Genomic DNA, 24,586 nt, shown 5'->3' with positions numbered 1-24,586 from the left:
CCGGGTGTGACGCGGACTCTGCGGATCGGCCCATCATCCGCATCCGACGGCGGTCCCGCCGGGGCCGCGCGGCATCGCCACGTCTGGATTGCGGCGGCGCTGCTCGGGGTGATCAGCAGCAGCTATTCGACGCTGCTCAGTCAGTTCGCGGCCTCGCTGCTCGGGCGTGACGCCGCGGTCGACTGGATGTCGGTCGCCGCGATCCCGACCCGGGATTGGGCGCTGACTGCCGAGCCCTCCACGGCCGCGATCGCGGCCGGGATCGCGTTTCATCAATGGGCGGATTTCTCCTGGGCGGTGTTCTTCTTCGGCCTGCTGTCGCGATGGACCGCCGGGCTGTCGCCGATGCGGCTCGCGCTGATCGCGCCGCTCTGGGCGGTCGGCACCTCGGCGCTGGAATGGGCGGTGCTGGTGCCGCTGTTTCCGTTCTTCCAGCCGATCTTCACGTTGCAGCAGCCGTATTGGATCGGGTTTCTGGTGCACTTGTCATCATCGCTGATCTATCCGCTGTTTCCATGGCTGTACCGCTCGCTGTCGCGCGTCGAGCGCCGCTTCACCCTGGGCTGGACCGCGGCGATGGCCGCGCTGCTGATGCTGGTTGGGCTCGGTGCCGCCGGCGCCGCTGTCGATCGCGTCTGGCCGTGGCGCGGCGAGTCCATTGTCACCGACCAGACTTTCATGCGCCACATGCACACTCATCACCAGCAGGGTATCGAGCTTGCCTCGCTGGCGATCGAACGCGCCCGCGATCCGCATCTGCGGGCGCTGGCCGGGCTGATGGTCGCCTCCCAGGCGAGCGAGAGTTCGTATCTCGAGCGGTGGTGGCGGAGCTGGTTCGACGAGCCGATGCAACTGTGTTCTGCAGAGGAACGCGCCGCGATGCCGGGCCTGCTCAGCGACGCAGAGGTCGCCGAACTAAGATCGACGCCGCCCGCGACGTTCGACGCCGACTTCGTGGCGGCGATGACCAAGCACCACAAGGGCGCGGTGGCGATGGCGGATCAGCAGCTCGGCGCGAGCGGCGATCTTCGGCTGACCATCATGGCGCACGCCATCCGGCACGAGCAGCAGGGCGAGATCGCTTTGATGCACGGAGTGGACGGCACGGCCGCCGTTCGCCTGGCGATCGCCGCGATGTTCGCCGACAACGTCAACCGCCCTGGGCAGCCGCGAGCGGCGTCACGGTCGGACGAGACGACGCGTGGCGCCGAATGACGCGCAGCTCGCCGGTCGCGGAAGCGTCGGGTGCGAGCGCCGCACGCATGTCGTCGAACCCGGCCTGCCAGCGCCGCGCCAGCGCTCGTCTGGAGAAGTTGAAGCTCTTCTCCGGCCCGGGCTCGTTCGCCCCTGCGCGATAGCTCAGAAGGGTGATCTCGTCGGCAGTCGTCGGACGACCCGCGGCAGCGCGTTCGAGTTGCCTGATCCGGATCTTGTCCTGGAGCCGCAGATAGGTCTGGTTGCCGAACAGCAGGTCGTTCTTGCGCTCGAGTGCATCTTCCAACGTCGTCGGCGCATGGTCGTCGCGCGCATAGAGATCCACTACGAACAGCCGGAGTGGCCCGTCGCATTCGGCCAGAACCGGATCGAACGGCGCATTGAGCGACAGGCCGCCGTCGACCAGCGTCCGGTCGCCGATCGTCACCGGTGCGAACTCCGGCAGGAAGCCGCAACTCGCCAGCAGGTGGTCGAGCTCGATCGGCTCGCCGCCGGTGTCGAAGATCACCGGATCGCCGCTGCACAGGTCGGTCGCCGCGATCGACAGCCGCAGGTCGCCGGCATTGAGGCGGGCGAAATCGATCAGCCGCGCCAGCCGACGGCGCATCGGTGCCAGATCGTAGAGACTCCGAAAATGAAACGGCACCGGCAGCCGCGGGTGAAAGTGGCCGGGATCGCCGAGCAGATGCGCCGTCATCGCGCTCGCCCAGCCCTCCAGATGCGGCAGCGGCGACCACGCCGGTTCGGATGCCGAAAGCCCCCAGAATTCGCGTAGCGCGGCGCTGCGCCGTAGCGGCGGATTGCCGGCGATCAGCGCGGCGGTGATCGCGCCGGCCGATGAGCCGGCCAGCCAGTGCAGCGGCTGTGCCTGAGCCGAGAACGCCTCGAAGGCACCGCCGTGATACGCCGCAAGGCTGAGGCCGCCGGCGAACACCAGCGCGGTGAGGCCTCCGCCGTTCTCGTCGGTGGCGGTCAAGCTAGACGCGCTCCGCCGCGTGGCCGTTGCGACGTCGGTCGGTCGTCGTCAGCGCCTGTGCGCAGGCCCAGTCCAGCATGGTGATGCCGCCGACGGCGGCGAGTGCGAGCGCCACGTTGCCTCGCTTCGGATTGTCGCGGCGGAGCTGCAGCGCCAGCGTGCCGATGTCGAGCGCATCGCCGCCGACGCGACTCCAGACCGACGAGGCGGATTCGGTGCTGAGAATCGCCACCCCGGAAGCGATTTCACGCGCGCCATAGAGCTGCAGCAGAGGCTCGCGGCCTTCCATGCCGAGCGCGCGGGCGAGACGCCGTGGCGCCGCAATTTCCGCTGCGCCGAGACCGAGTGACACCCATCCGAGGAACCGCGCCAGTCGGCGGGATTCGCTCGGCGTCATTTGCAGAGAGGCAGACGTCATCGGCGCGGTCTCCATCAGGTTCACTCGCCAACGGGGCCGATTGCCGAGCGTTCCAATGCGAGACACCCGGGCTCCATGGAACGTCGTCGAACGGGTTCGGTTCTTCGCCTGTTCATGATGGAGAATCCCGGTGCGCGTCGTCCCGACCCGATTTCACGGAGTGATCGATTACCTGGTGTCGCTGCTGGTGCTGACGCTGCCGTTCGCGGCCGGCGAACAGGGAGCGATCCGCTGGGTCTTCGTGGCGCTCGGCTGTACCGGGATCGTCTACAGCCTGATCACCGACTACGAATGGGGCGCCCTGCGCCTCCTGCCGATGCCCTGGCACCTGGCGCTGGATGTGGTGTTCGGCGTCGTCATGCTCGTCATCGGCGTCGCGCTATGGTCCGCGGCGCTGGGCAAGATCAGCGTCGCCATCGGCGTTGCGGCCCTCGTACTTTCAGGCATCACGGAGCTGCAGCCGCGCCGGCCCGCCCGCGGTTCGTGACGGACGGCGTTGTTGCAACGAAAAGTTCGAGCGTTCGCGTCGGGAACCAAGCGCTGCACCGCTCGCTTAAGGAGGCGTGGAGGATCGGTGATGGCGGAGCAGCGAAAGACCGAACGAGATCAGACCAAGCCGCGCGACAGCGGCGGGGCCGGGCATCACCTGCCGCCGCGATCGGATGACGCGCCGGTCGACGATACTGATCGGAACACCGACCGCGTCATCACGCCTCCGCCGCCGCCGGACCGCACCAAAGGCGGTTAGCATCGGCATGCTGTGTTGAGACGTTCGACGAGGATGCGCCGCCAGAGCGGGCAGGTCGCGTCGCGGCCACCGAGGACGCCGAAGTCATCGACGGGCGATGGCCATGCACAGCGACCCGGCGCGTCCAAGCCTGTCGCGGCTTCGCGCCGCGCAAAGCAGCAGATTTCGTCGGCCGCGCCGTTGGGGTTGCTGGCCCTGCATCTGCTGAAGCTGCGCCGCAGAGCTCGACCGCACGGTGTCGTGTTCGTCGCCCGCGACGAGGCTCGCGCAGAGCGGCTCGGTGCAATCCTGCACACATTCGATCCGCGTTGCGGTGTGCTGGTGCTGCCGCGCTTCGACACCTTGCCGTTCGAACAGCTCGAGCCGTCACGGGAGATCGCGGGCCGGCGCAGCCATGTGCTACGCCGCCTGGCCGAACATACCGATCCGCCGCTGCTGATCACGACCGTCGATGCGCTGCTGCCCCGCGTTCCCGCACCCCAGGCGTGGGCGCGTGCGACCCTCCGCATCGAGATCGGCCAGGCCTTCGAACCGAACGCGTTCGCCGAGCGGCTGCAAAGCCTCGGCTACGAGCTCGACGAGCCCGCCGACTACCCGGGAGGCGCGCTGTTTCACGGTCAAACGATCGAGATCTATCCGGCCGGTGCGCTCGCGCCGATCCGGATCGAACTCGGTGACGGCATCGTCAGCGGGATCCGGTCGTTCGATCCCGGCAGTTCGAGCGAAGGCGTCGCGCTGGACGAGGTGGTGATCGATCCGATGTCGGAGCGCGGTGTGCTCGCGTCGGCCGAGGACGGGCCCCAGGCTGCAAGTATCTTCGCCTGCCTTCGTGGCACCGGCCTGATCGCCGACGCCGGCGTTGCGCGACGCGCGGACGCGCAACTGGCGGCGATCGAACGCAGCGATGCAGATGAAGAAAGCCGAGCCGATTTCGTCAGCCGCGGCGAGTGGGACGCGGCGACCGCTGGGATCACCGAGCTGCCGGCTGATGCGGAGCTCGAAGCAGTGCCGGATTTTTCGCAGGCGCGCTCACCGCGCTCGGCATTGCGCCGCTTCATCGCGGACAGCCGCGACCAGGGAACGAGCATCATCTTCACTGCGGCGACGGCGCCGGATCTGGCGCGCATGGAGCGGCTTGCCGGCGAAACTACGCAGCGGCTGGAGTGGCGGCGAGCCGTGGGGGCGACCAACGACGCGATCGCATCCGTGCTGGCCGATCTCGACGCCGGCTTCCGGTTGGCGACGACGCCGGCGCGGGTGGTGGTCAGCGCGACCGAGGTGCTGGGCAGCCGCGCGCACCATCTTCAACCGATGGCGCGGCGGACGGCGACGGGCGAACTTGTTGCAAGGCCGGTGCTGGGCGGCGCGGTGGTGCATTTGCGGCGCGGTCTGGCGGTGCTCGAAGGACTGGAGCAGGTCTCGTCGCCGGGCACGCCGGCTTCCGAGATGATCAGGTTGCGGTTCGCGGGTGACCAGACGGCGTTGTGTCCGGTCGCCGACCTGGGCCTGATCTGGCCGTATGCGAACGACCCCAGCGGGCTCAAACTGGACGACGCGGATGGCTCGTCCTGGACAATGCGCAAGGATGATGCCGAACGCGAGGTCGAGCGAGTGGCGCGGACGATGGCCGAGGCCGTCGGCGCCCGGCGCGCCACGCCGGCCCCGAAGATCAGCCCGCCGGGCGCGGATTACGAGCGGTTCGTCGCGCAGTTTCCGTACTTTCCGACGCCCGATCAGATCGACGCGGTCGAAGACGTGCTGCGCGATCTCGCCTCGGGACATCCGATGGACCGCATCGTCTGCGGTGACGTCGGGTTCGGCAAGACCGAAGTCGCGTTGCGCGCAGCGGCCGCCACCGTGCTGTCCGGCAGGCAGGTGGCGCTCGTGGTCCCAACCACGGTGCTGGCGCGGCAGCACGTCGTCACGTTTCAGAAGCGGTTCGCGCCGCTCGGCGCCCGCGTGGGACAGCTGTCGCGATTGACCTCCGCGGCCGAGGCGCGCCAGATCAAGCAGCAATTGCGCGACGGCTCGCTGGCGATCGTCATTGGCACGCAGGCTCTGACCGCCAAGGGCGTTCACTTCGCCGATCTCGGGCTGGTGATCATCGACGAAGAACAGCATTTCGGCGCGGCCGAGAAGGCCAAGCTCGCCGCGCTCCGCGACGGCGTCCATAGCCTGACGATGAGTGCCACGCCGATTCCACGAACGCTGGCCGGAGCGCTGGCGGGACTGCGCGACATCAGTGTCATCGCCACCCCGCCGGTGCAGCGCGTCCCGGTCGTCACTTCCGTTGCGACGCTGACGGATTCGACGCTGACGATGGCGCTGCGGCGCGAACACCGAAGGCGCGGGCAGAGCTTCGTGATCTGTCCGCGTATCAAGGATCTTGCGCCGATGCAGGAGCGACTGCGCAGCAACGTGCCGGAGTTGCGGGTGCTGACGCTGCACGGCCGGATGCCGGCCGCCGACATCGACGACTGCATGATGCGGTTCATGGCCGGGGAGGCCGACATCCTGCTCGCCACCAACATCATCGAGAACGGCCTCGACATTCCCCGCGCCAACACCATCGTGATCTGCGAGCCCGAACGCTTCGGCTTGGCGCAACTGCACCAGCTCCGCGGCCGCGTCGGGCGCGGCGGCACGCGGGCCTATGCGCATCTGCTCAGCGACGAGGCCGGCGAGGCCGCCCAGGCGCGGATCGAGGCGCTGAGGGAATTCGGCAGGCCGGGCGCAGGGTTTCAGATCAGTGCGCGCGATCTCGATCTGCGCGGTGCCGGCGATCTGCTGTCGGAGCAGCAGGCCGGCCACGTCCAGGTGTTCGGCGCGGCACTGTATCATCATCTGCTGGCGCAGGCGATGCGTGGACGGCCAAAGCGTCTCGACGATTTCTGGGCGCCCGAGTTGCATCTCGACCTCGAGGCGCTGTTGCCGTCCGACTATGTCCCCGACGAAGCGACACGGCTCGACCTGTACGCGCGTCTCGCTCACGCGGAGACGGCGGCGGAGGTCGAGGAACTCGAGGACGAGGTGATCGCTCGATTTGGTCCGGCCCCGCCGCAAGCCGATCGCCTGCTGGTGCTGGCGGACCTGAACCAAGCGTGCCGCGATCTCGGCATCGCACGGATCGACGCGGGCCCCAACGGGATCGCCGTGACGCTGCGCAGCGACGTGTCGCTGTCGGAGCTACCGCGGGGCGTTGTCCGGCACGACGGACGCCTGCTGCTGAAGCGGAGCCTCGACTCTGCGAAGCGGCTGGTGGCGGTGAGACAGCTCGTCGACGCTCTGCAACAGGCGAACGTCTGAGACCTCATCGGCGGCTTCGATTGGAACCTTCGCCTTGGCTCGCGCTTGCGCTTGTCGCGGGCCGGTGGTCGCGGCAGCCGTTGCTTGCGGCCGTGCTGGCGAGCTGCGAGGGGAATTGCCGATGGCTGATGCTGCTCCACCTCCGTTTCCTGCCTCGGCGGGGATTCTGTTCGGGCTCGGCCTCGGCGGTTTTTTCGACGGCATCGTGCTGCATCAGTTGCTGCAATGGCATCACATGCTCAGTACCTGGTATCCGATCGACACCATCGACAACCTGAAGCTGAACACCACCTGGGACGGGATCTTTCACAGCCTCACCTACCTGTTCATCGTCGGCGGCCTGTTCATTTCGTGGCGAGCAGCGCAGCGGCGGCGCTGGGCGTGGTCGAGCCGGCGCTTCATCGGCCTGTTGCTGATCGGCTGGGGGCTGTTCAATCTCGTCGAGGGCACCATCGATCACCAGCTTCTCGCCGTTCACCGCGTCAACGAGACGGTGCCCGAACCGCAGCGGATCTATTGGGACATCGGCTTCCTGGTGTGGGGCGCGGCGATGGTGATCACCGGCTGGTGGATCACCCGAAGTGAAGGGGCGTCCGATGCGGCGATCGTCTCGGGGCCGCGCTAGCGCGCCGCTGCGAACCACGCTGATCTATGCCGGCTTCGCCGTCCTGGCCGTGCTGGCGACGGCGCCGGCCTGGCGCCTCGCGGTGTTCGGTTTCAGCATCGACGACCTGCTGCAATTGCGCTGTTTCTGAGCTGTGCCGGCGCGGACGGTGCCGCAGGCCGACAGAACCCGCTCAATCCGGTGGATTGAGCGGGTCGTGTCTCCCAGTTCAGTACATCCGTGAATCTGGAAGCGCCTCGCGAGGGAGGCCGTCGGCAGCAGCGGCGACGGGCGCCGATGAAGTGCCCGCGGCCGGCCGAGAAGGATCATCGCTGATCTTCTGTCGCGGCGATGACGCTTCACCGCGCCAAATGTTCCTAGTCTGTCGCCCGAAGCGACCGTTCGGAGCTGGTCGGGAACGTTCGATTGCCGCCCGCGATTGACAGACACGGCGCGAACTCCGTTGCCCGCATGAGGAACACAGCTTGACCGATCGAACACGCGATGCAGAAAACCGCTCGACGCCACGCGGCACCGAGCCGCGCGATGATCGCGATCAGGGCACGACCAAGCCCGCCGAGCGCAATCCCGCCGGCCCGCATGCGACGCCCGGCCTGACCGACGAGACCAAAACGCCCGGCAGCGGAATGTTTCCCGAGTCCGATCAGGCCACCGAATCTCCGAGCGGCTGATCGAGGCGGCTCGCGCGCCCCGTATCGGTCGTGCGTTACAGCAGCAGATACGGTGCGGTGGCGATCGCCGCACCGATGATGATGGTCAGCCCGATGATCCACCACGCCTGACCAGGGCCGCGGCCGGCCGGATCGGACGAGGTCACGCCGCGGCTCGCCTCCTGGCGATGGGCATCGGCGACCTGTTGACGGCTCGGGGAGGCGCCGCCGGCTTCGTCGTCGGTGCCGAGCGGCGCCGCTGCCGGATCGGGCCACGGCATCTTGTCGCCGGCTCGGCCTGCGTCGATCTCGGCGCGGAGCTGATCGACGTTGCGCACCTCGGTCATGTCGCCTCGTTTCTCTGTCGATTGGACGTGGGTCGTCGTCGTTCCGTCCGGTGCCCGACTTGACGTCGCCGCTTGGCGGATCCGGAAGGCTCCAGGAGGAGACGGCTGAGTCTGAATCGGCCTTTGTCGCACGAGGCAAGCCGCCAGCTTCGCCACGGTTCCTAGCGCCGGCAACCCTCGGGATAGGAACCTCGATATCGCAGCGGCGTTCTTCGCGCTCTGGAGGATGGTTCCGCATGAAGGCTAGGCAGTACGGCGTTATTCCGTTTCGCGTCACGTCGCGCGGCACGGAGGTGCTGCTGGTGACCACGCGCACCAAGGGGCGCTGGTCGGTGCCGAAAGGCTGGCCGATCAAACACCACCCGCCGCACAAGACCGCCGAGATCGAGGCGATGGAGGAGGCCGGCTTGCATGGCGAGGCGGCGATGATCCCGGTCGGCCGGTTCACCAACAAGCGCGTGAAGCGCGGCCAGCCGATCCGGTGCACGGTCGATCTGTTTCCGTTTCGCGTGCACGGCGAATTCGATAACTGGCCCGAGCGATTGCAGCGGCAGCGCCAATGGGTCGACGCATCGATCGCCGCCACGATGGTGCGCAAGCGCGGATTGAAGCGAGCGATCCGCACCTTGATCAAGACGCAGCAAACGCAGCGCCGCCGGATCTCCTGTGGCGAGGTCGAAGCGTCGTGACGGCCGGCGGAGCAGCACGCCGCCTGTCCGCCTCCGGAGATTAGGAACGTGCCCGCAGCCGCAAGGTTGGCTTGAAACGATCGATGTCCGTATCGCGTCAGCCGGACGATCGACTGCCACCGATGCAGCTTGTGAGGTGCCGATGCTGTTCTTCACCGTTTCGCTCTGGGCGTCCGCGTCGTTCTGGCTGATGGGGATCGGATACACCGACGCGATGACGTGGACGATCGCGCTGGTGATCGGACTCGTCTGCTTCGTCCTTCTTCTGCAGCGCTGGATGCGGGAGTGGCGGTCACTGCGGTCGGCGCAAGGTCGTCACTGGTGAGTGCGGCGTGAGCAGCGTCGCTTCGATGTTGCCCGACATCATCGCGGCATTGCCGTGGACGCTGCTGGCGCTGATGCTGCTGCACCTGGTGTGGAGCTGGCGGAGCGCCGTATTCGCCGGCGTCATCGCCATCATCATCGCGGCAACCCAGCTTCTCCCGTCGCAGAGCCTGGCGTGGATGCAGTGAGGTTCGCCGCCGTCGAGGTTGCAGCATCGGCGACGCGCACCACTTCGCGCAACACGCGGCAACCGATCGCCTTCATCGCTCGCGTCGGCCTGCCTGTAGGAACGGTGGCTCGCGCCGCCGATTACCAGAGACACCGCGGCAGCAGCGACGCACGTCACACGTGCCATTTCGCTGGCGGCATCGGGCCGATCGCCGCAATGGGCATCACCCGATTTGAAAGGGCCAAAATGACTGCGAAACGCGACCTCGCTCGAACACATGCGGCGCTTCGCGGAGGACTGGAGAGCGAAGGCAGCTCGCCGGGCAATGGTCGCAGCGCCGGCCCGGAGGCGATGGCAGATCCGGAGTCCGCGTGGGACGTGGTCGCGGAAACCTCCGACGAGTCGTTTCCGTGCAGCGATCCTCCGGCCTGGTCACCGACCCAGGCCGGTAGCAGCGAACGTCGGTCGTAACGCGATGAACCGGAGCGAGGAGACGACGGCCAAAGCCCGCCCAGCACCTGATCCGCGAGGGCCGGGCGCGCATCCGCGCCGTCCGGCCGCCGACGTGACGACGCCTCGTCGCGAGCCGCAGCTCGTGAATCCGTCCGAGGGCGCGGCGCAGATGCGGCGGCGGTCGGTGGTGGTGATCGGCGGAGGCTTCGGCGGGCTCGAAGTGGTGCATGCCTTGGCGGGCTGCGAGATCGATGTGACCCTGATGGACAGGAAGAACCACCATTGCTTTCAGCCGCTGCTCTACCAAGTGGCGACCGCGGCGCTGTCGCCAGCAGACGTGGCGTGGCCGATCCGATCGATCTTCTCCGCGCAGAAGAACGTCACCGTGATCATGGCGGAGGTCGATCGGGTCGATACCGGAGGGCAGGTCGTGACGACGACGGATGGATTGAATATCCCGTTCGACGAACTCGTCATCGCCACCGGAGTCACCAGCTCGTATTTCAATCACCCGGAATGGGCACAGTACGCGGCGGGGCTGAAGACCATCGAAGACGCGACCCGCATCCGGGCGCGGATCCTCGGTTGTTTCGAGCGCGCGGAACGCACGGCCGACCCGGCGGCCCGTCAGACGAGCATGACCTTCGTCATCGTCGGCGGCGGTCCGACCGGCGTCGAACTCGCCGGCTCGATTGCCGAGATTGCGCAAAACGTGCTCGCGCGCGATTTTCGCCACATCAACCCTCGGACCGCGAAGGTCGTCTTGGTCGAAGCCGGCGAACGACTGCTCTCGGCATTCGCGGCGGATCTGTCGCGCTATACGGAAGGCGCGCTGCAGCGCATGGGGGTCGAGGTGTTGACCCGCGCGTCGGTCGCACGATGTTCGGACGACGGCGTGGTGCTGGCGGACGGTCGCCGCATCGACTCGTGCTGCGTGTTGTGGGCGGCTGGCGTGCGGGCGACGCCGGCGGCGAACTGGCTCGGGGCGCAAGCGGATCGCGCTGGACGATTGCTGGTGGACGCGCAGCTGCGGGTGCCGCCGCATCCCAACATCTTCGCGATCGGCGACATCGCTGCGGCCAGGAGTGAAGGGCGGCCGGTGCCCGGCCTGGCGCCGGCCGCAAAGCAGATGGGACGCTTCGTCGGCGAGCTGATTACGCGCAAGGTTTCGGGACTGAAGGGTGAGCAGCCGGTGTTCGTCTATCGCCACCAGGGCGATCTCGCCACCATCGGCCGCAAATCGGCAGTGGTTTCGATCGGGCGTCTGCGCCTTACCGGGTTTCTCGGCTGGCTGTTCTGGAGCGTCGTTCACGTCTACTTCCTGATCGGCGTGCGGAACCGCGTTGCCGTCGCGATCAATTGGTCATGGGAGTACCTGACGTTCCAGCGCGGCGCACGTTTGATCTCCTGACCGTGGGACCCGACGCGGAACCGCGGCGATAACGATCGTGCGTGGCCTGCGCGTGATGGGGCGCGAGTGAGGCGAGGGGGCCAGTCCGTCCCGGTTTCGGAGCGGCGAGTGATGCCGCTGGCACCGAACGGACCGCGCCCTGGTCCAACGACCGGACGGCAGGGCCCGCCCGGAAGATTAGAACCATTCCGATGGCGGCGCGTTGGGCGTGACCAGAATGGAGTTCCCAATGCCGCTGATCATCAACGGACACCCGTTCGGTTTCGCGGGTGACCCGCGCACCAGCCTGCTCGATTTTCTGCGCCGCGACTGCGACCTGACCGGCACCAAGAAGGGTTGCGATCACGGCCAGTGCGGCGCCTGCACGGTGCTGATCAACGGTCAGCGCATCAACGCCTGCCTGACGCTGGCGATCATGCACGAGGGCGACAGCATCACCACCATCGAGGGGCTCGGCTCGCCCACCGACATGCATCCGCTGCAGGCGGCGTTCGTCCGTCACGACGGCTACCAATGCGGCTATTGCACGCCGGGCCAGATCTGCTCGGCCCAGGGCATGCTGGAGGAGGCGGCGCTCGGCTGGCCGAGCTTCGTCACCGACGATCTTGCTGGCGACGTGACGCTGACGGCGGACGAAATCCGCGAGCGGATGAGCGGCAATCTGTGCCGCTGCGGCGCCTATTCCAACATCGTCGATGCGATCACCGAGGTGAAGGAGGCGGGACGTTGAGGCCGTTCGAATACACCCGCGCGCATGGCCTCGACCGTGCCGCGCAACTGATGGCCGATGGCGGCCGGCCGATCGCCGGCGGCACCAATCTGCTCGACCTGATGAAGCTCGAGGTCGAGACCCCCAGCGAACTGATCGATATCAACCGGTTGCCGCTCGGCGGCATCGAGGCCGATGGCGACGGCCTCAGGATCGGCGCGCTGGTCAGCAACAGCGCCTGCGCGGGCGATCTGCGCATCCGCCGCGACTATCCAGTCCTGGCGCGCGCGATCCTGGCCGGCGCCACCTTCCAGCTTCGCAACAAGGCGACCACTGCCGGCAATCTGTGCCAGCGCACGCGGTGCAACTACTTCTACAACATCGATACGCCGTGCAACAAACGCGAGCCCGGCAGCGGCTGCGGGGCGATCGGCGGCTTCAACCGGATCCACGCCATCCTCGGCGCCAGCCAGCAGTGCATCGCCACCTATCCGGGCGACATGGCGGTGGCACTGGCGGCGCTGAACGCGATCGTCGAGATCGCTCGGCCGGGCGGCGGCACCCGCAACGTTCCGGTGCGCGATTTTCACCGGCTGCCCGGAGACACGCCGCAGCACGACAACATGCTGGAGCCCGGCGACATCATCACGGCCGTGGTGCTGCCTGCGCCGGCCGGCGGCAGGCAGCTCTACCGCAAGGTGCGCGAGCGGTCGTCCTATGCCTTCGCCCTGGTGTCGATCGCCGCGGTGGTCCGGATGGACGGCGAGACGATCGGCTCGGCGTCGCTGGCGTTCGGCGGCCTGGCCCACAAGCCGTGGCACGATCCCAGGATCGACGAATTGCTCAGCGGTGCAAAGCCGTCCGACGCGCTGTTCGACGAAGCCGCAGACCTGCTGCTCGAGACCGCGATCGGCTACGGCGACAATGATTTCAAGATCCCGCTCGCGCGGCGGACGCTGAAAGCCGTGCTGCGCGAAGCGACCGGAGCCGCCGCATGACCCGCTCTTTGACGATGGACAAGCCCGACGAGCGCAACCGGCTGGACGCGATGCGGCAGGGTGTGATCGGGAAACCGCTGGATCGGCCGGACGGTCCGGCCAAGACCACCGGCACCGCCACCTATGCGGCCGAGTACAAGGTCGACGGCTGCGTCGAAGGTGTGATCGTCACCGCGACGATCAGCAAGGGCGAGGTTGTCGAGATCGACGAAGCGTCGGTCACATCGATGGCCGGCGTGATCGCGGTGATCTCGGACGCGCGGATGGTGGCGCGGCCGGCGCAGGGCGGGGCCGGCAAGTCGCCGGTCCGCGACGTCCGCAAGGTCGAATATTGGGGGCAGCCGATCGCAGTGGTGATCGCCGAGACCTTCGAGCAGGCGCGCGACGCCGCCAAGCATCTTCAGGTGAAATATCGCGCCGAGGAGGGGGCCGTCGTCGATCAGCATTCCGCCGACGCGCCGGTGGAGCCGCAGGATGCGACAGTGCAGGGCGACCTCGACCATGCGATGCGCGAGGCGGCTCATACGGTCGATGTCACTTACACCACCGAGTGCCACAACAGTGCGCCGATGGAGCCGCACGCCAGTATCGCGCAATGGAACGGCGACACCCTGACGCTGCATTCCAGCCTGCAGATGCTGAAATACAACGTCAAGGAGCTCGCCGATGCGCTCGGTCTGCCGCCCGACAAGGTGCGGCTGATCTCCCCTTACGTCGGCGGCGGGTTCGGCTCCAAGCTCGGCATCAGCGTCGAAGGTGTCGCCGCGGCGGTCGCGGCGATCGAACTGAAGCGGCCGGTTCGGGTCGTGCTGCTGCGCCAGCAGGTGTTTCAGAGCATGATGCGCCGGTCGGAGACGACGCAGCGGCTGCGGCTCGCGGCCGACCGCGAAGGCCGGCTGATCGGGTTCGGCCACGAGGTCCGTGTCTCCAACCTGCCGGGCGAAAGCTTCGCCGAGCCGGTGACCCAGGCGAGCGAATTCCTCTATGCCGGGCACAACCGCCTGCTGCGGGTCGATCTCGCGCGGATCCACCTGATGACGGCGGGCTCGGTGCGTGCGCCCGGCGAGGCGGTCGGCATGCAGGCGCTGGAAGCGGCGATGGACGAGCTTGCCGATGCCGCCGGCATCGATCCGGTCGGGCTGCGGCTGCGCAACATTCCGGAGCGCCATCCGAGCCAGGACATTCCGTATAGTTCGCGCAAGCTGGCCGAATGCCTGAAGCAGGGCGCCGAGCGGTTCGGCTGGAAGGCCGGCGAGCGCAAGCCGCGCCAGCGCCGCGACGGCGAATGGTGGATCGGCACCGGCGTCGCCAGCGCGGCGCGCGTGCACAACCTCAACGAGGCGCAGGCGCGGGTGACATTGCGGGCCGACGGCACCGCCGAGGTCGCCAGCGACATGACCGACATCGGCACCGGCAGCTACACGGTGCTGGGACAGATCGCCGCCGAGATGCTCGGGCTCGATCCGGCGCTGGTCGAGGTCAGGCTCGGCGACTCGACGTTTCCGCCCGGGGCAGGCTCGGGTGGAAGCTGGGGCGCAGCGTCGACCGGCTCGGCGGTGTTCGAAGCCTGCGAAGCGATCCGCCTCGCACTGGCGGACCGTCTCGGCTGTGCCGAAGACCAGCTCGTGCTCAAGGACGGTTTCGCAGAGACCGGCAACCGCCGGGTGGCGTTCAGCGAGCTGCTCGACGGCGAGCCGATCGACCAACTCGGCCACTTCAAGGCCGGCAAGATCGCCGACGCGTTCTCTGCGGCGATGTACGGCGCGTTCTTCGCGGAAGTCGCGGTCAACGCCTATACGGGCGAGACGCGGGTTCGGCGGTTTCACGGCACGTTCGGGCTCGGCCGCGTGCTGAACGCCAAGACCGCGACGTCGCAATGCATGGGCGGCATGGTGTGGGGGATCGGCAGCGCGCTGACCGAGGAGATGGTGTTCGACAAGCGCGACGGACACCTCGTCAATCCGGATCTCGCCGAGTACCACATCCCGGTCAATCTCGACGTGCCGCATCTCGACGTGGTGCTGCTCGACGAGCGCGACCCGGCCGGCAGTCCGCTGCAGGCCAAGGGCGTCGGCGAACTCGGTATTTGCGGCGCGGCGGGTGCGATCTGCAACGCGATCCACCACGCCTGCGGCGTACGGGTCCGCAGCTTTCCGATCACGCCCGACAAGATCCTCGCCGGACTGGCCGAACCATAGCAGCATCGCGGTGGTGCGGATGACCGTCGCATGTCCCGCCGCGATGCGCCGCTCGGCGACGGCCATTTTGTTCGTGCGAGGTTCGCCTCGATGGCAATCGTAACGTCGGCCCGGGTTGTCGACGTCGCGCTGTGATGTCGCTCCGTCATTGCTTCGCTGCTTGCGCTCACCTATCAGGCCGTTCTGATATCGAGGCGAGGGGCCGCTGCTGGATCGATTGCCGGGGCCGCCAAATCAGCAACCTACTTGTGCACGCCACGGCGCCGGCCGCGCGGGCGACCGGACTTCGTGTCGGCCGCCCAGGTGCGAGCGAGACCGATGAAGGCTTTCATCGCGGCCGAGGGATTCCGGCGTCCCGGGTAATAGAGGCACAGCCCGGCGAAGGGCGGCGTCCAATCCTCCAGCACCCGAACGAGACGTCCGGCATCAATGTCGGCGAGGACGTCCTGCTCCATGAAGATTCCGATCCCGATGCCTTCCAGCGCCGCCGCGCGCGCAAGCGTCGCTTCGTCGAGCGTGATCGGCCCATCGACGTCGATCTGCACCGGCTGGCCGTTCTTTTCGAACGGCCAGCGGAAAAGCGCGCCATTGGGCAGCCGCGCGCGAATGCAGCGATGATTGATCAGATCGGGCGGCACCAGCGGCTTGCCATGATCCGCGAAATACGACGGCGCCCCGACCACCGCATAGCGCTGTGGCCGGCCGAGCGACACTGCGATCATATCGCTGGGCACGAGGTCGGCGACGCGGACGCCGAGATCGAAGCCGTCGGCGACGATGTCGACCAGCCGCCCCTCGGTGACCAGATCGATGTGCACGTCGGGATATCGGCGGAGAAATTCCAGGATCAGGGGCGAGAGGATCTCCCGCGCGGCCATCGCAAAGGCATTGATCCGCAGGGTACCCGACGGCGTCGCCTGCCGGGACCTCGCCGTATCGATCGCAGCTTTGATGTCCTGCAGCGCAGGGCCGGTTTGGCCGACGAAGAGCTGCCCGGTGTCCGTCAGTGACACGCTGCGTGTCGTCCGGTTGAACAGACGGACGCCGAGGCTCGCCTCGAGCTTGCCGATCGCGTTGCTGAGTGCGGTTGTCGAGATGCCGAGATCGAGCGCGGCCGCGCGAAACGACCCGCGCCGCGCGATGGCGATCACCGCTTCCAGATCTTGCAGGGAGGCCCGCGGCATTATCCCGATTTTCGCAACACGTCGTCCTCATTCTATGTGCTTACCGGAATGATTGTCCATCGCTAGATCAGGCTCGTCACGCCGACCAGGCGGCCGCCGATCCGGCGACGCCACGACGCCTCGCTCGACGCAGACACCGAAAAGGACCGACATCATGCAACTCGACCTGCCGCCCCCGATCGCCGCTTATCTTGCCGCCCATGGGCGCCGCAGCGACGGCATCGCTGATCTGTTCACTCAGGATGCCGTGGTGAAAGACGAAGGCCACAGCTATGTCGGCGTCGCCGCCATCTCGCGCTGGCTGACGGAGAGTTCGGCGAAGTACGACTTCACCGTTCAGCCGATCGCGGGGGAAGCCGCCCACGGTACGACCATCGTGACGTGCCGTGTCACGGGCAATTTTCCCGGCAGCCCGGTCGACCTCCGCTATCGGTTTCGGATCGATGGCGACAAGATCGCTTCGCTGGAGATCTCGCCATGAGCTTCGATCTCGTGCCGAAAGGGCGCCGCGCGCTCGTCACCGGAGCAAATGACGCGCTCCGGCGTCGTTCGCCTGGCTCGGAAGCGCATCGTCCGGAAATGTCACCGCCAGCAGATGTGTGACCTTCGGCTCGGCCGCCGCGTGGAAGCGGCGCACCGAGTCCTGGACGACGCGGTCGGCGTTGGTGACGCGCTGGTGCTGCCGCAGATGCTCGAGCCACGACGCCACCTTGAAGACTTCGACGAAGCAGCCTTTGTTGGCGGCGTCCTCGAACACGTCCCATGCGTAGGCGCCATCGCGGCGGCGCTGCCGGCTCAATTGCAGGATCGCGCGCAGGAAGGCGTCGCGCTCGGCGTCGGCGATCCGGTATTCCACCGTGATCAGCACCGGTCCCTGATCGGCATCTGCCTCCACCGTCAGGACCGGTGAGGGCCAGTGCATCGACGGCGACAGATCGCTGTCGGCGCTGCCGCGCAGCTTCCAGCGCCAGGTCGCGGCGATCCCGAGAACGGCGCCCGCGGCGGCGGCGAAATGCGCGGCCGGCAGGCCGAACATCGATGCCACCTGGCCCCACAGCGCGCTGCCGGCGGTCATTGCGCCAAAAAAGGTGGTGACGAACATTGCCAGTCCGCGGCCGCGCACCCAATCCGGCAGCGCCACCTGAACCGAGACGTTGAGACTGGCCAGCACCGCGATCCACGACATGCCGGCGATGACGCAAGCCAGCACCGCGAGTTCGGCTCGTTGGACTGCCCCGAACAGGACGAGGGAGATCGCGGTGCCGAACGTGCCGGCGGCGACCACGCGATCCGGCCCGAGCCGGGCCTTGATCCAGGGAAGGGCAAAGGCGCCGCCGATCGCACCGAGGCCGATCGCGCCGAGTAGGATGCCGTAGAGTTCCGGACCGCCGGCGATGCGCGACCGTGCCACCAGCGGCAGCAGCGCCCAATAGGCGCTCGCGAAGAAGAAGAACGCGACCGCGCGGATCAGGGTGGCGCGCAGCTCGAGATTGTAACGCGCGTGGCGGAAGCCGATCACGATCGCGCCGAACAGGCGCTCGGGCGGCAGCGAGCTGCTACGCGCCGCCGGAGGCCGCCACCACAGCAGTGCGCCGATCACCGCGAAATTGCTCAGCGCGTTGATCCAGAACGGGGCGGCGATGCCGATGATGCCGATCACGACGCCGCCGAGCGCCGGTCCGATCGCGCGACTGACGTTGACCCCGACGCCGTTGCTGGTCACCGCCGAGCCGAGATCCGGCTTCGGCACCAGCAGCGGAACGATCGACTGCCAGGCCGGCGCGGCAAACGCCGCACCGGCGCCGAGCAGGAAGGTGAACAGCAGCAGCAACACCGGGTTCATGCGGCCGAGCCCGACCAGCGCCGCACTGGCGACGGCGAACACGGTCAGGACGATTTCGATCAGGATCAGGAAGCGGCGCTTGTCGACGATGTCGGAGAGCGCGCCCGCGGGAATCGCAAACAGGAACATCGGCAGGCTGGAGGCGACCTGCACCAGCGACACCGTGAACGCATCCGCCTCGAGGTTGGTCATCAGCCAGCTGGAGGCGGCATTGTACATCCAGGTGCCGGTATTGGCGACCACGGTCGCGGTCCACATCACCGCGAATGCAGTGTGACGAAACGCGGTCCAGGCCGACGGCCGCGGCGGCGCAGCCACGGGCGGCTCGCCTTCAGCATTGCTCATCCGGAGTCTCGCTCGGCTGCATCCGCAAGGGGACAACTTTGGTCAGGAGACTAGGCGGAGATCGCGCCGCCAGGATTGCAGCGCTTTGCCGCCGTTTGAACGTTTGAGCCCAACGACGCGCCGGACCCGCCGGAATTCCGCAAACCCGCCGACGTCCGCCGTGGCGGGCGATCGCGCGGCCCCCGCTGCCGACCTGCGATGATCCGTCCACGCACTGACCGCACGTTCGTGCAATCGGCGACGGGTTCGTCCAAGCGAAGCGAGCGGCGGGCAGGGCATGATCGGGCGCAGTGGCCTCAGCCCCAACCCGGAGAGTTCCGATGTCGAAACTGGATATGCTCACGCCCGAGAACAGCGCGATCGCGCTGATCGATTATCAGCCGGCGATGTATCAGGGCGTGCAGTCGCACGACCGTCTGGTGGTGTTCAACAACATCCAGATCCTCGCCAAAGCGGCGAAGCTGTTCAAGATTCCGACGGTGCTGACCACGGTGGCCAAGGATTCGTTCTCCGGCCCGTTCATGCCGGAAGTCACCGAGCTGTTTCCGAACCTCGACATCATCGACCGCACCTCGATGAACTCGTGGCTTGATCCGAACTTCCGCAAGGCGGTGGCCGCCACCGGCCGCAAGAAATTCGTGATCGCCGGGCTGTGGACCGAAGCCTGCGTGATGTTCCCGACGCTCGACATGCTGAAGGAAGGCTACGAGATCTACATCCCGGCCGATGCCTGCGGCGACCTGTCGATGGAAGCGCACAACCGTTCGATGGAGCGGGCGATCCAGGCCGGCGCAGTGCCGATCACTTCCTGCCAGTACGCGTTCGAACTGCAGCAGGACTGGGCGCGCTCGGAGACCTATGAGGGCATGATGGACATCCTGCGGGCGCACTCGCCCTACGGCATCCAGATCCGCTTCTCCAAGTGGGCGCTCGGCGAACACGCCTCCGAGGGCGGCACCAAGGCCGCTTGATCTGGCCGGCGCGGGGAGAGCACGATGAAAGTGTATCTGCTGTCGCTCGGTGCCGGCCTGTTGGTCGGCGTCATCTACAGCCTGCTCAACGTGCGCTCGCCCGCGCCGCCGCTGGTGGCGCTGATCGGGCTGCTCGGCATTCTGGCCGGCGAGCAGATCGTGCCGGTGGCGCGCCAGATCATCTCCGGCCACAGCCTCGCCGCGGCGTGGCGGGACGCCAGGTGCACGCCGCACATCTTCGGCATGCTGCCGGGGCGCCGCGCCGCCGACGCGTCCACGACTTCCGAACCGCACCAGATGGAGAAGCACTCATGAGCAACGCGCCCGACGTCATCCTGCATCGCGGCCTGTTCACGACGCTGGACCGGAGCAACCCGACCGCCAGTGCGGTGGCGATCACGGACGGGCGGTTCACGGCGGTCGGCCACGATCGCGATGTCCTGCCGCTCGCCGGTCCGTCGACGCGCGTGATCGATCTGAAGGGCCGGCGGGTGCTGCCCGGCCTGATCGACAACCATCTCCACATCATCCGCGGCGGCCTGAACTTCAACATGGAGCTGCGCTGGGACGGCGTCCGCTCGCTCGCCGATGCGATGGGCATGCTGAAGCGCCAGGTCGCGATCACGCCGCCGCCGCAATGGGTGCGCGTGGTCGGCGGCTTCACCGAGCATCAGTTCGCCGAAAAGCGGTTGCCGACCATCGACGAACTCAACGCGGTGGCGCCGGACACGCCGGTGTTTCTGCTGCATCTCTATGACCGCGCGATCCTCAACGGCGCGGCGCTGCGCGCTGTCGGCTACACCAGGGACACGCCGGAGCCGCCCGGCGGCGAGATCACCCGCGATGCCAACGGCAATCCGACAGGCCTTCTGCTCGCCAAGCCGAACGCCAACATCCTCTATGCGACGCTGGCGAAGGGCCCGAAGCTGCCGTTCGACTATCAGGTCAATTCCACCCGCCACTTCATGCGGGAACTGAACCGGCTCGGTGTCACCGGCGCGATCGACGCCGGCGGCGGGTTCCAGAATTATCCCGACGATTACGCAGTGATCCAGAAGCTCGACGAGGAGGGGCTGCTGACGATCCGGCTCGCCTACAATCTGTTCACGCAGAAGCCGAAGGGCGAGAAGGACGACTTCCTCAACTGGACCAAGACCTCCAAATACAAGCAGGGCAACGATTACTTCCGGCACAACGGCGCCGGCGAGATGCTGGTGTTCTCGGCCGCGGACTTCGAGGATTTCCGCGTGCCGCGCCCCGACATGCCGCCGGAGATGGAAGGCGAGCTCGAAGAGGTGGTGCGCATCCTGGTGCAGAACAAATGGCCGTGGCGTCTGCACGCGACCTACGACGAGACGATCTCCCGCGCGCTCGACGTGTTCGAGAAGGTGAACCAGGACACGCCGCTCGACGGTCTGCACTGGTTCTTCGATCATGCCGAAACGATTTCGGACCGCTCGATCGACCGGATCGCAGCGCTCGGCGGCGGCATCGCCGTGCAGCACCGGATGGCGTATCAGGGAGAGTACTTCGTCGAGCGCTACGGCTTCGGCGCCGCGGAGGCGACCCCGCCGGTGAAGCGCATTCTCGACAGCGGCGTCAAGGTCTCGGCCGGCACCGATGCGACCCGGGTTGCGTCGTACAATCCGTGGGTGTCGCTATCCTGGCTGGTGACCGGCCGCACCGTCGGTGGCTTGCGGATCACGCCGCAGCGCAACTGCCTCGACCGCGAGACCGCGCTGCGGATGTGGACCGAGAACGTCACCTGGTTCTCGAACGAGGAAGGCAACAAGGGGCGCATCGCCGCCGGTCAGCTCGCCGACGTCGTGGTGCCCGACCGCGATTACTTCTCCTGCAGTGAAGCCGAGATCGCGGATACGACAGCGCTGCTGACGTTGGTCGGCGGCAAGGTGGTGTATGGCGCCGGCGAGTTCGCCGGTCTCGACGACAGCGCGCCGCCGCCGGCGATGCCGGACTGGTCACCGGTGCGCCGGTTCGGCGGCTACGCCGCCTGGGCCGACGATGACAATGCTGCCGGCAAGGTCGCGGTGCAGGCGATGACGTCATGCGGTTGCGCCAACAGCTGCACGCTGCATGGCCACGATCATGCCACCGCGTGGTCGAGCAAGCTGCCGGTCTCCGATCTCAGGAGCTTCTGGGGCGCGTTGGGCTGCGCTTGCTGGGCGGTGTGAGGTGAGGCCGGCTGACGAGCCGAGGTGGGCGGCGACGATCCTGTCGTCGCCGCTGCTGTGGCACGCCGCGCGCTTCGCGCTGGTGTCTGCCTATCTGCTCGGCGGCGTGGTGAAGCTGATCGACTTTGCCGGGGCTGTGGCCGAGCAGGAGAGGTTCGGCCTGCATCCCGGCTGGCTCTGGGCAACGCTCGCCATCATCGTTGAACTGGGTGGCTCGCTCCTGCTGCTCGCCGATCGACTGGTCTGGATTGGTGCCGGCGCGCTTGGCGTCCTGACCTTCGTGGCGATGCTTACGGCGAATGCGTTCTGGTTCGCGCCCGCAGCGGATCGTGGGATGCAGGCCAACGCCTTCTTTGAACATCTCGGACTGATCGCCGGCTTCGTGCTGGTGGCGATGCTGTCCGACCAACGGCGATCGACGTCCTGATATTGGCGAGGAGACTTCCGTGAAACAGATCTCGAAACCCCTTCTGTTGCTGGCGATCGCCGCCGCGCTGAGTTCGCCGGCGGCCGCAAAGCAGACGCGCCATACCAACCCATCGGTTGCGGTCGCGCCGCAATACGACACCACACATGTCTATGTGGCACCCGAGGACGTCGATAAATTCGTGGCGAGCTTTCTCGCCACCTTCGGCGGCAAGAGCACCAAGCAGGTGGTCGCAACCGTGACGCCGACGCCGAGCAGCACCACCTCGCAGTTGTTGCAGACCCCGGTGGGCACGGTGTCGTTGTTCGGGTTCAAGACACCGATCCCGTACCCGTTCGGCGCTGAGCGCAACGGCTATCTGGTCAGCGATATCGATGTGGCGATCAGGCAGGCGCGCGCCGCGGGCGCGTCCGTGATCGTGTCGACCTTCCCGGATCCGATCGGACGCGACGCGGTGGTGCAGTGGCCCGGCGGAGTCAACATGCAGCTGTATTGGCACACGACCAAGCCGGACTATGCCGCGTTCACGTCGGTCCCGGAGAACCGGGTGTATGTCGCGGCCGATCGGGCCGAGGCGTTCGTGCGCAGCTTCGTCAAGTTCTCGCACGGCCGGATCGTGTCGGACAGCAGCGTCGCATCCGGCGCAGAGGTGGGGAAACCCGACGCCAAGATCAAGCGAATCCGGATCGAGTCCGCATTCGGCAAGATGACCGTGTTCGTCACCGACGGACATTTGCCGTATCCTTACGGCCACGAGACCACGGGCTATGAAGTCGCCGATCTGGATGCGACGATGGCCAAGGCGAAGGAAGCAGGGGTGACGGTGCTGGTGCCGCCTTATTCGTTCGAGAACCGCAAGGCCGCGATGCTGCAATTCCCCGGTGGCTACGTGGCCGAGATCCACGCCGCGGCGCAGCGGCACGCGGCGGCGGCCGAGTGACGGCGGCCGGCGGAGAGCGCGGGGAAGTTCGGCGTGCGGTGCGCGTCCGCTCGGCGCTGCTGGCCTCCGTCGCGCTCATCGCCTTCGGCAGTCTCGCCCGCGCGGCGGACGATGCGCCGGCGCGGCCGGCGATCCAGTCCAACCGCTGGGCCGAGGATTGGTCGGTGCTGGCCGATCCGAAGCTGCGGACCGAGCCGTTCGATTCCCTCAAATACGTGCCGCTGTGGGTGTCCGATCCGAAGAGCTATGTGTCGTTCGGCGCCAATCTGCGCGAGCGGTTCGAGTTCAACGACGCCCCGGCGTTCGGCACAGCCGGCAATGCCCGCGACAGCTATGTCATCCACCGTCTGCAGGTCCATGCCGATGTGCATTTCGATGCCAATTGGCGGGCGTTCGTCCAGCTCGAGGATGATCGGGCGTTCGATAAACTGAACGTCACCTCGGTCGATCAGGATCGGGTCGACCTACGGCTGGCGTTTCTCGAATACACCAAGCAGTTCTCCGGCGGGCTGCTCAAAGCCCGGTTCGGCCGGCAGGACTTCGCCTTCGACCTGCAGCGTTTCGTGTCGTCGCGCGACGGCCCCAACGTGCGGCAATCGTTCGACGCTGTGTGGGCCGATTGGGAGACCGGCACCTGGCGGTTCATCGGCTTCGTCAGCCGGCCGGTGCAGTATTTCGACGACCGGCCGTTCGACGATCGCTCGTCGGATCAGTTCCGTTTCAGCACGCTCCGCATCGAACGCAAAGTGCTCGGCAATAACGAGCTGTCGGCGTACTATTCGTTGTATGAGCGCGCCGGCGCGCGTTATGTCGACGCCACCGGCGATGAGCGCCGGCATATTTTCGACATCCGCTTTGCCGGCAAGCAGGGCCCGCTCGATTGGGACCTCGAAGCGATGGGGCAGACCGGGCAGGTAGGCGCCTCGGCGGGGCGGGCCTGGGCGGTGGGAGCCCGCGCGGGCTACACGCTGCCGGCCACCTGGCAGCCGCGGCTCGGGCTGCAGTTCGATGCTGCCTCCGGCGACGACCGGCCGAACGACGGCGTCGTCGGCACCTTCAATCCGCTGTTCCCGAACGGCTATTACTTCACGCTGGCGGGCTTCACCGGCTACGCGAACCTCGTCCATCTCAAGCCGTCGATCACCGTGTCGCCGGCGAACCGGCTGAAGCTGATGGCGGCGGTCGGCCTGCAATGGCGCGCCACGACGGCGGACGCGATCTACGTGCAGCCGAACGTCCCGGTGGCCGGCACCGCCGGCGTTGGCAGCGCCTGGACCGGCGCCTACGTCCAACTCCGCCTCGACTACGCCTTCGACGCGCATCTCACCGGCGCGATCGAAGCAGTGCATTTCGAGGTCGGCGACACCATCCGCACCGCCGGTGGCCGCAGCAGCGATTATCTCGGCGCCCAGTTGCAATACGGTTGGTAGGAGCCAGGTAAAACGCAA

General features: G+C 67.3%; 27 protein-coding genes. 22 read left to right on the top strand and 5 right to left on the bottom strand.

All coding sequences use genetic code 11. From position 1 onward, the window contains the following. Positions 1 to 6: 6 nt before the first annotated feature. Entirely contained in the window at positions 7 to 1,215 is a 1,209-nt protein-coding gene (locus DWA33_RS12215; protein ID WP_244601273.1) for a DUF305 domain-containing protein, read from the top strand. Here the strand turns inward: DWA33_RS12215 and DWA33_RS12210 are convergent. Then, positions 1,151 to 2,191 (bottom strand): patatin-like phospholipase family protein, encoded by a 1,041-nt coding sequence (locus tag DWA33_RS12210; protein WP_114358365.1) that lies wholly within the window; start codon positions 2,189 to 2,191, stop codon positions 1,151 to 1,153. The genes DWA33_RS12215 and DWA33_RS12210 overlap by 65 nt on opposite strands. 1 nt (position 2,192) lies before the next feature. Next, positions 2,193 to 2,609 (bottom strand): hypothetical protein, encoded by a 417-nt coding sequence (locus tag DWA33_RS12205; RefSeq protein ID WP_147270241.1) that lies wholly within the window; start codon positions 2,607 to 2,609, stop codon positions 2,193 to 2,195. Between the two features lie 160 nt (positions 2,610 to 2,769). On the opposite strand from DWA33_RS12205, the gene DWA33_RS12200 reads away from it, so the two are divergent. From DWA33_RS12200 to DWA33_RS12185, 6 genes are all read left to right on the top strand, one after another. Next, positions 2,770 to 3,096 carry a hypothetical protein gene (locus tag DWA33_RS12200; protein WP_114358363.1) on the top strand — a complete coding sequence of 109 codons (327 nt, stop codon included), beginning with the start codon at positions 2,770 to 2,772 and terminating at the stop codon, positions 3,094 to 3,096. 90 nt (positions 3,097 to 3,186) lie between these two features. Beyond that, the gene (locus DWA33_RS25210) at positions 3,187 to 3,357 is read left to right on the top strand and encodes a hypothetical protein (RefSeq protein WP_167443198.1); all 171 of its coding nucleotides are present in this window, start codon (positions 3,187 to 3,189) and stop codon (positions 3,355 to 3,357) included. 180 nt (positions 3,358 to 3,537) lie between these two features. Continuing rightward, complete coding sequence (locus DWA33_RS12195; RefSeq protein WP_244601272.1) at positions 3,538 to 6,663, top strand: helicase-related protein; 3,126 nt, start codon at positions 3,538 to 3,540, stop codon at positions 6,661 to 6,663. 121 nt (positions 6,664 to 6,784) lie between these two features. Beyond that, entirely contained in the window at positions 6,785 to 7,288 is a 504-nt protein-coding gene (locus DWA33_RS12190; RefSeq protein WP_114358361.1) for a DUF2243 domain-containing protein, read from the top strand. Then, positions 7,260 to 7,418 carry a hypothetical protein gene (locus DWA33_RS25205; protein ID WP_167443197.1) on the top strand — a complete coding sequence of 53 codons (159 nt, stop codon included), beginning with the start codon at positions 7,260 to 7,262 and terminating at the stop codon, positions 7,416 to 7,418. The genes DWA33_RS12190 and DWA33_RS25205 overlap by 29 nt, the downstream gene beginning before the upstream one ends. Before the next feature lie 334 nt (positions 7,419 to 7,752). After that, complete coding sequence (locus DWA33_RS12185) at positions 7,753 to 7,959, top strand: hypothetical protein (RefSeq protein ID WP_114358360.1); 207 nt, start codon at positions 7,753 to 7,755, stop codon at positions 7,957 to 7,959. Between the two features lie 35 nt (positions 7,960 to 7,994). Here DWA33_RS12185 and DWA33_RS12180 read toward each other — a convergent pair whose 3' ends face one another. Next, entirely contained in the window at positions 7,995 to 8,285 is a 291-nt protein-coding gene (locus DWA33_RS12180) for a hypothetical protein (RefSeq protein WP_114358359.1), read from the bottom strand. A 236-nt stretch (positions 8,286 to 8,521) separates the two neighbouring features. Here DWA33_RS12180 and DWA33_RS12175 point away from each other — a divergent pair, with 236 nt between their 5' ends. The 8 genes from DWA33_RS12175 (at position 8,522) to DWA33_RS12145 (ending at position 15,236) form a co-directional block, all read left to right on the top strand. Next, positions 8,522 to 8,974, top strand: a complete 453-nt coding sequence (locus tag DWA33_RS12175; protein ID WP_114358358.1) for an NUDIX hydrolase — start codon at positions 8,522 to 8,524, stop codon at positions 8,972 to 8,974. A gap of 142 nt (positions 8,975 to 9,116) precedes the next feature. Next, the gene (locus DWA33_RS12170; protein WP_114358357.1) at positions 9,117 to 9,299 is read left to right on the top strand and encodes a hypothetical protein; all 183 of its coding nucleotides are present in this window, start codon (positions 9,117 to 9,119) and stop codon (positions 9,297 to 9,299) included. A gap of 7 nt (positions 9,300 to 9,306) precedes the next feature. Continuing rightward, positions 9,307 to 9,486 (top strand): hypothetical protein, encoded by a 180-nt coding sequence (locus tag DWA33_RS24915; RefSeq protein WP_147270240.1) that lies wholly within the window; start codon positions 9,307 to 9,309, stop codon positions 9,484 to 9,486. Continuing rightward, positions 9,474 to 9,938 (top strand): hypothetical protein, encoded by a 465-nt coding sequence (locus DWA33_RS25435; protein WP_244601271.1) that lies wholly within the window; start codon positions 9,474 to 9,476, stop codon positions 9,936 to 9,938. The genes DWA33_RS24915 and DWA33_RS25435 overlap by 13 nt, the downstream gene beginning before the upstream one ends. A gap of 4 nt (positions 9,939 to 9,942) precedes the next feature. Continuing rightward, positions 9,943 to 11,331, top strand: coding sequence for an NAD(P)/FAD-dependent oxidoreductase (locus DWA33_RS12160; RefSeq protein ID WP_347337893.1), 1,389 nt, complete (start codon positions 9,943 to 9,945; stop codon positions 11,329 to 11,331). A gap of 217 nt (positions 11,332 to 11,548) precedes the next feature. Continuing rightward, positions 11,549 to 12,061, top strand: coding sequence for a 2Fe-2S iron-sulfur cluster-binding protein (locus tag DWA33_RS25340; protein ID WP_114358356.1), 513 nt, complete (start codon positions 11,549 to 11,551; stop codon positions 12,059 to 12,061). Then, positions 12,058 to 13,038, top strand: a complete 981-nt coding sequence (locus tag DWA33_RS12150; protein ID WP_114358355.1) for an FAD binding domain-containing protein — start codon at positions 12,058 to 12,060, stop codon at positions 13,036 to 13,038. Before DWA33_RS25340 ends, DWA33_RS12150 begins: the two co-directional genes overlap by 4 nt. Continuing rightward, a complete protein-coding gene (locus DWA33_RS12145; protein ID WP_114358354.1) occupies positions 13,035 to 15,236 on the top strand; it encodes a xanthine dehydrogenase family protein molybdopterin-binding subunit in 2,202 nt (733 codons plus the stop codon). Before DWA33_RS12150 ends, DWA33_RS12145 begins: the two co-directional genes overlap by 4 nt. 242 nt (positions 15,237 to 15,478) lie before the next feature. Here DWA33_RS12145 and DWA33_RS12140 read toward each other — a convergent pair whose 3' ends face one another. Then, positions 15,479 to 16,420, bottom strand: a complete 942-nt coding sequence (locus tag DWA33_RS12140; protein WP_114358353.1) for a LysR family transcriptional regulator — start codon at positions 16,418 to 16,420, stop codon at positions 15,479 to 15,481. A gap of 154 nt (positions 16,421 to 16,574) precedes the next feature. Between DWA33_RS12140 and DWA33_RS12135 the strand changes: the two genes are divergently transcribed. Next, a complete protein-coding gene (locus DWA33_RS12135; protein WP_114358352.1) occupies positions 16,575 to 16,901 on the top strand; it encodes a nuclear transport factor 2 family protein in 327 nt (108 codons plus the stop codon). A 36-nt stretch (positions 16,902 to 16,937) separates the two neighbouring features. On the opposite strand, the gene DWA33_RS12130 is transcribed toward DWA33_RS12135, so the two are convergent. Continuing rightward, positions 16,938 to 18,608, bottom strand: coding sequence for an MFS transporter (locus tag DWA33_RS12130; RefSeq protein WP_114358351.1), 1,671 nt, complete (start codon positions 18,606 to 18,608; stop codon positions 16,938 to 16,940). Positions 18,609 to 18,928: 320 nt separating this feature from the next. Here DWA33_RS12130 and DWA33_RS12125 point away from each other — a divergent pair, with 320 nt between their 5' ends. Genes DWA33_RS12125 through DWA33_RS12100 form a run of 6 tightly spaced genes read left to right on the top strand, consistent with a single transcriptional unit; the run spans position 18,929 to position 24,568 of the window. Continuing rightward, positions 18,929 to 19,579, top strand: a complete 651-nt coding sequence (locus DWA33_RS12125) for a hydrolase (RefSeq protein ID WP_012495662.1) — start codon at positions 18,929 to 18,931, stop codon at positions 19,577 to 19,579. Positions 19,580 to 19,603: 24 nt separating this feature from the next. Beyond that, entirely contained in the window at positions 19,604 to 19,894 is a 291-nt protein-coding gene (locus tag DWA33_RS12120) for a XapX domain-containing protein (protein WP_114358350.1), read from the top strand. Further along, positions 19,891 to 21,771, top strand: a complete 1,881-nt coding sequence (locus DWA33_RS12115; protein WP_114358349.1) for an amidohydrolase — start codon at positions 19,891 to 19,893, stop codon at positions 21,769 to 21,771. Before DWA33_RS12120 ends, DWA33_RS12115 begins: the two co-directional genes overlap by 4 nt. A 1-nt stretch (position 21,772) precedes the next feature. After that, entirely contained in the window at positions 21,773 to 22,198 is a 426-nt protein-coding gene (locus tag DWA33_RS12110) for a DoxX family protein (RefSeq protein ID WP_114358348.1), read from the top strand. Between the two features lie 19 nt (positions 22,199 to 22,217). Beyond that, entirely contained in the window at positions 22,218 to 23,138 is a 921-nt protein-coding gene (locus DWA33_RS12105) for a VOC family protein (RefSeq protein ID WP_114358347.1), read from the top strand. Next, positions 23,135 to 24,568, top strand: a complete 1,434-nt coding sequence (locus DWA33_RS12100) for an alginate export family protein (protein WP_114358346.1) — start codon at positions 23,135 to 23,137, stop codon at positions 24,566 to 24,568. The genes DWA33_RS12105 and DWA33_RS12100 overlap by 4 nt, the downstream gene beginning before the upstream one ends. Positions 24,569 to 24,586: the final 18 nt, after the last annotated feature.

Source organism: Rhodopseudomonas pentothenatexigens (assembly GCF_900218015.1).
Lineage (GTDB): Bacteria > Pseudomonadota > Alphaproteobacteria > Rhizobiales > Xanthobacteraceae > Rhodopseudomonas > Rhodopseudomonas pentothenatexigens.
The sequence above is the reverse complement of the archived record's forward strand: the minus strand, read 5'-3'. Positions and strand labels throughout refer to the sequence as shown.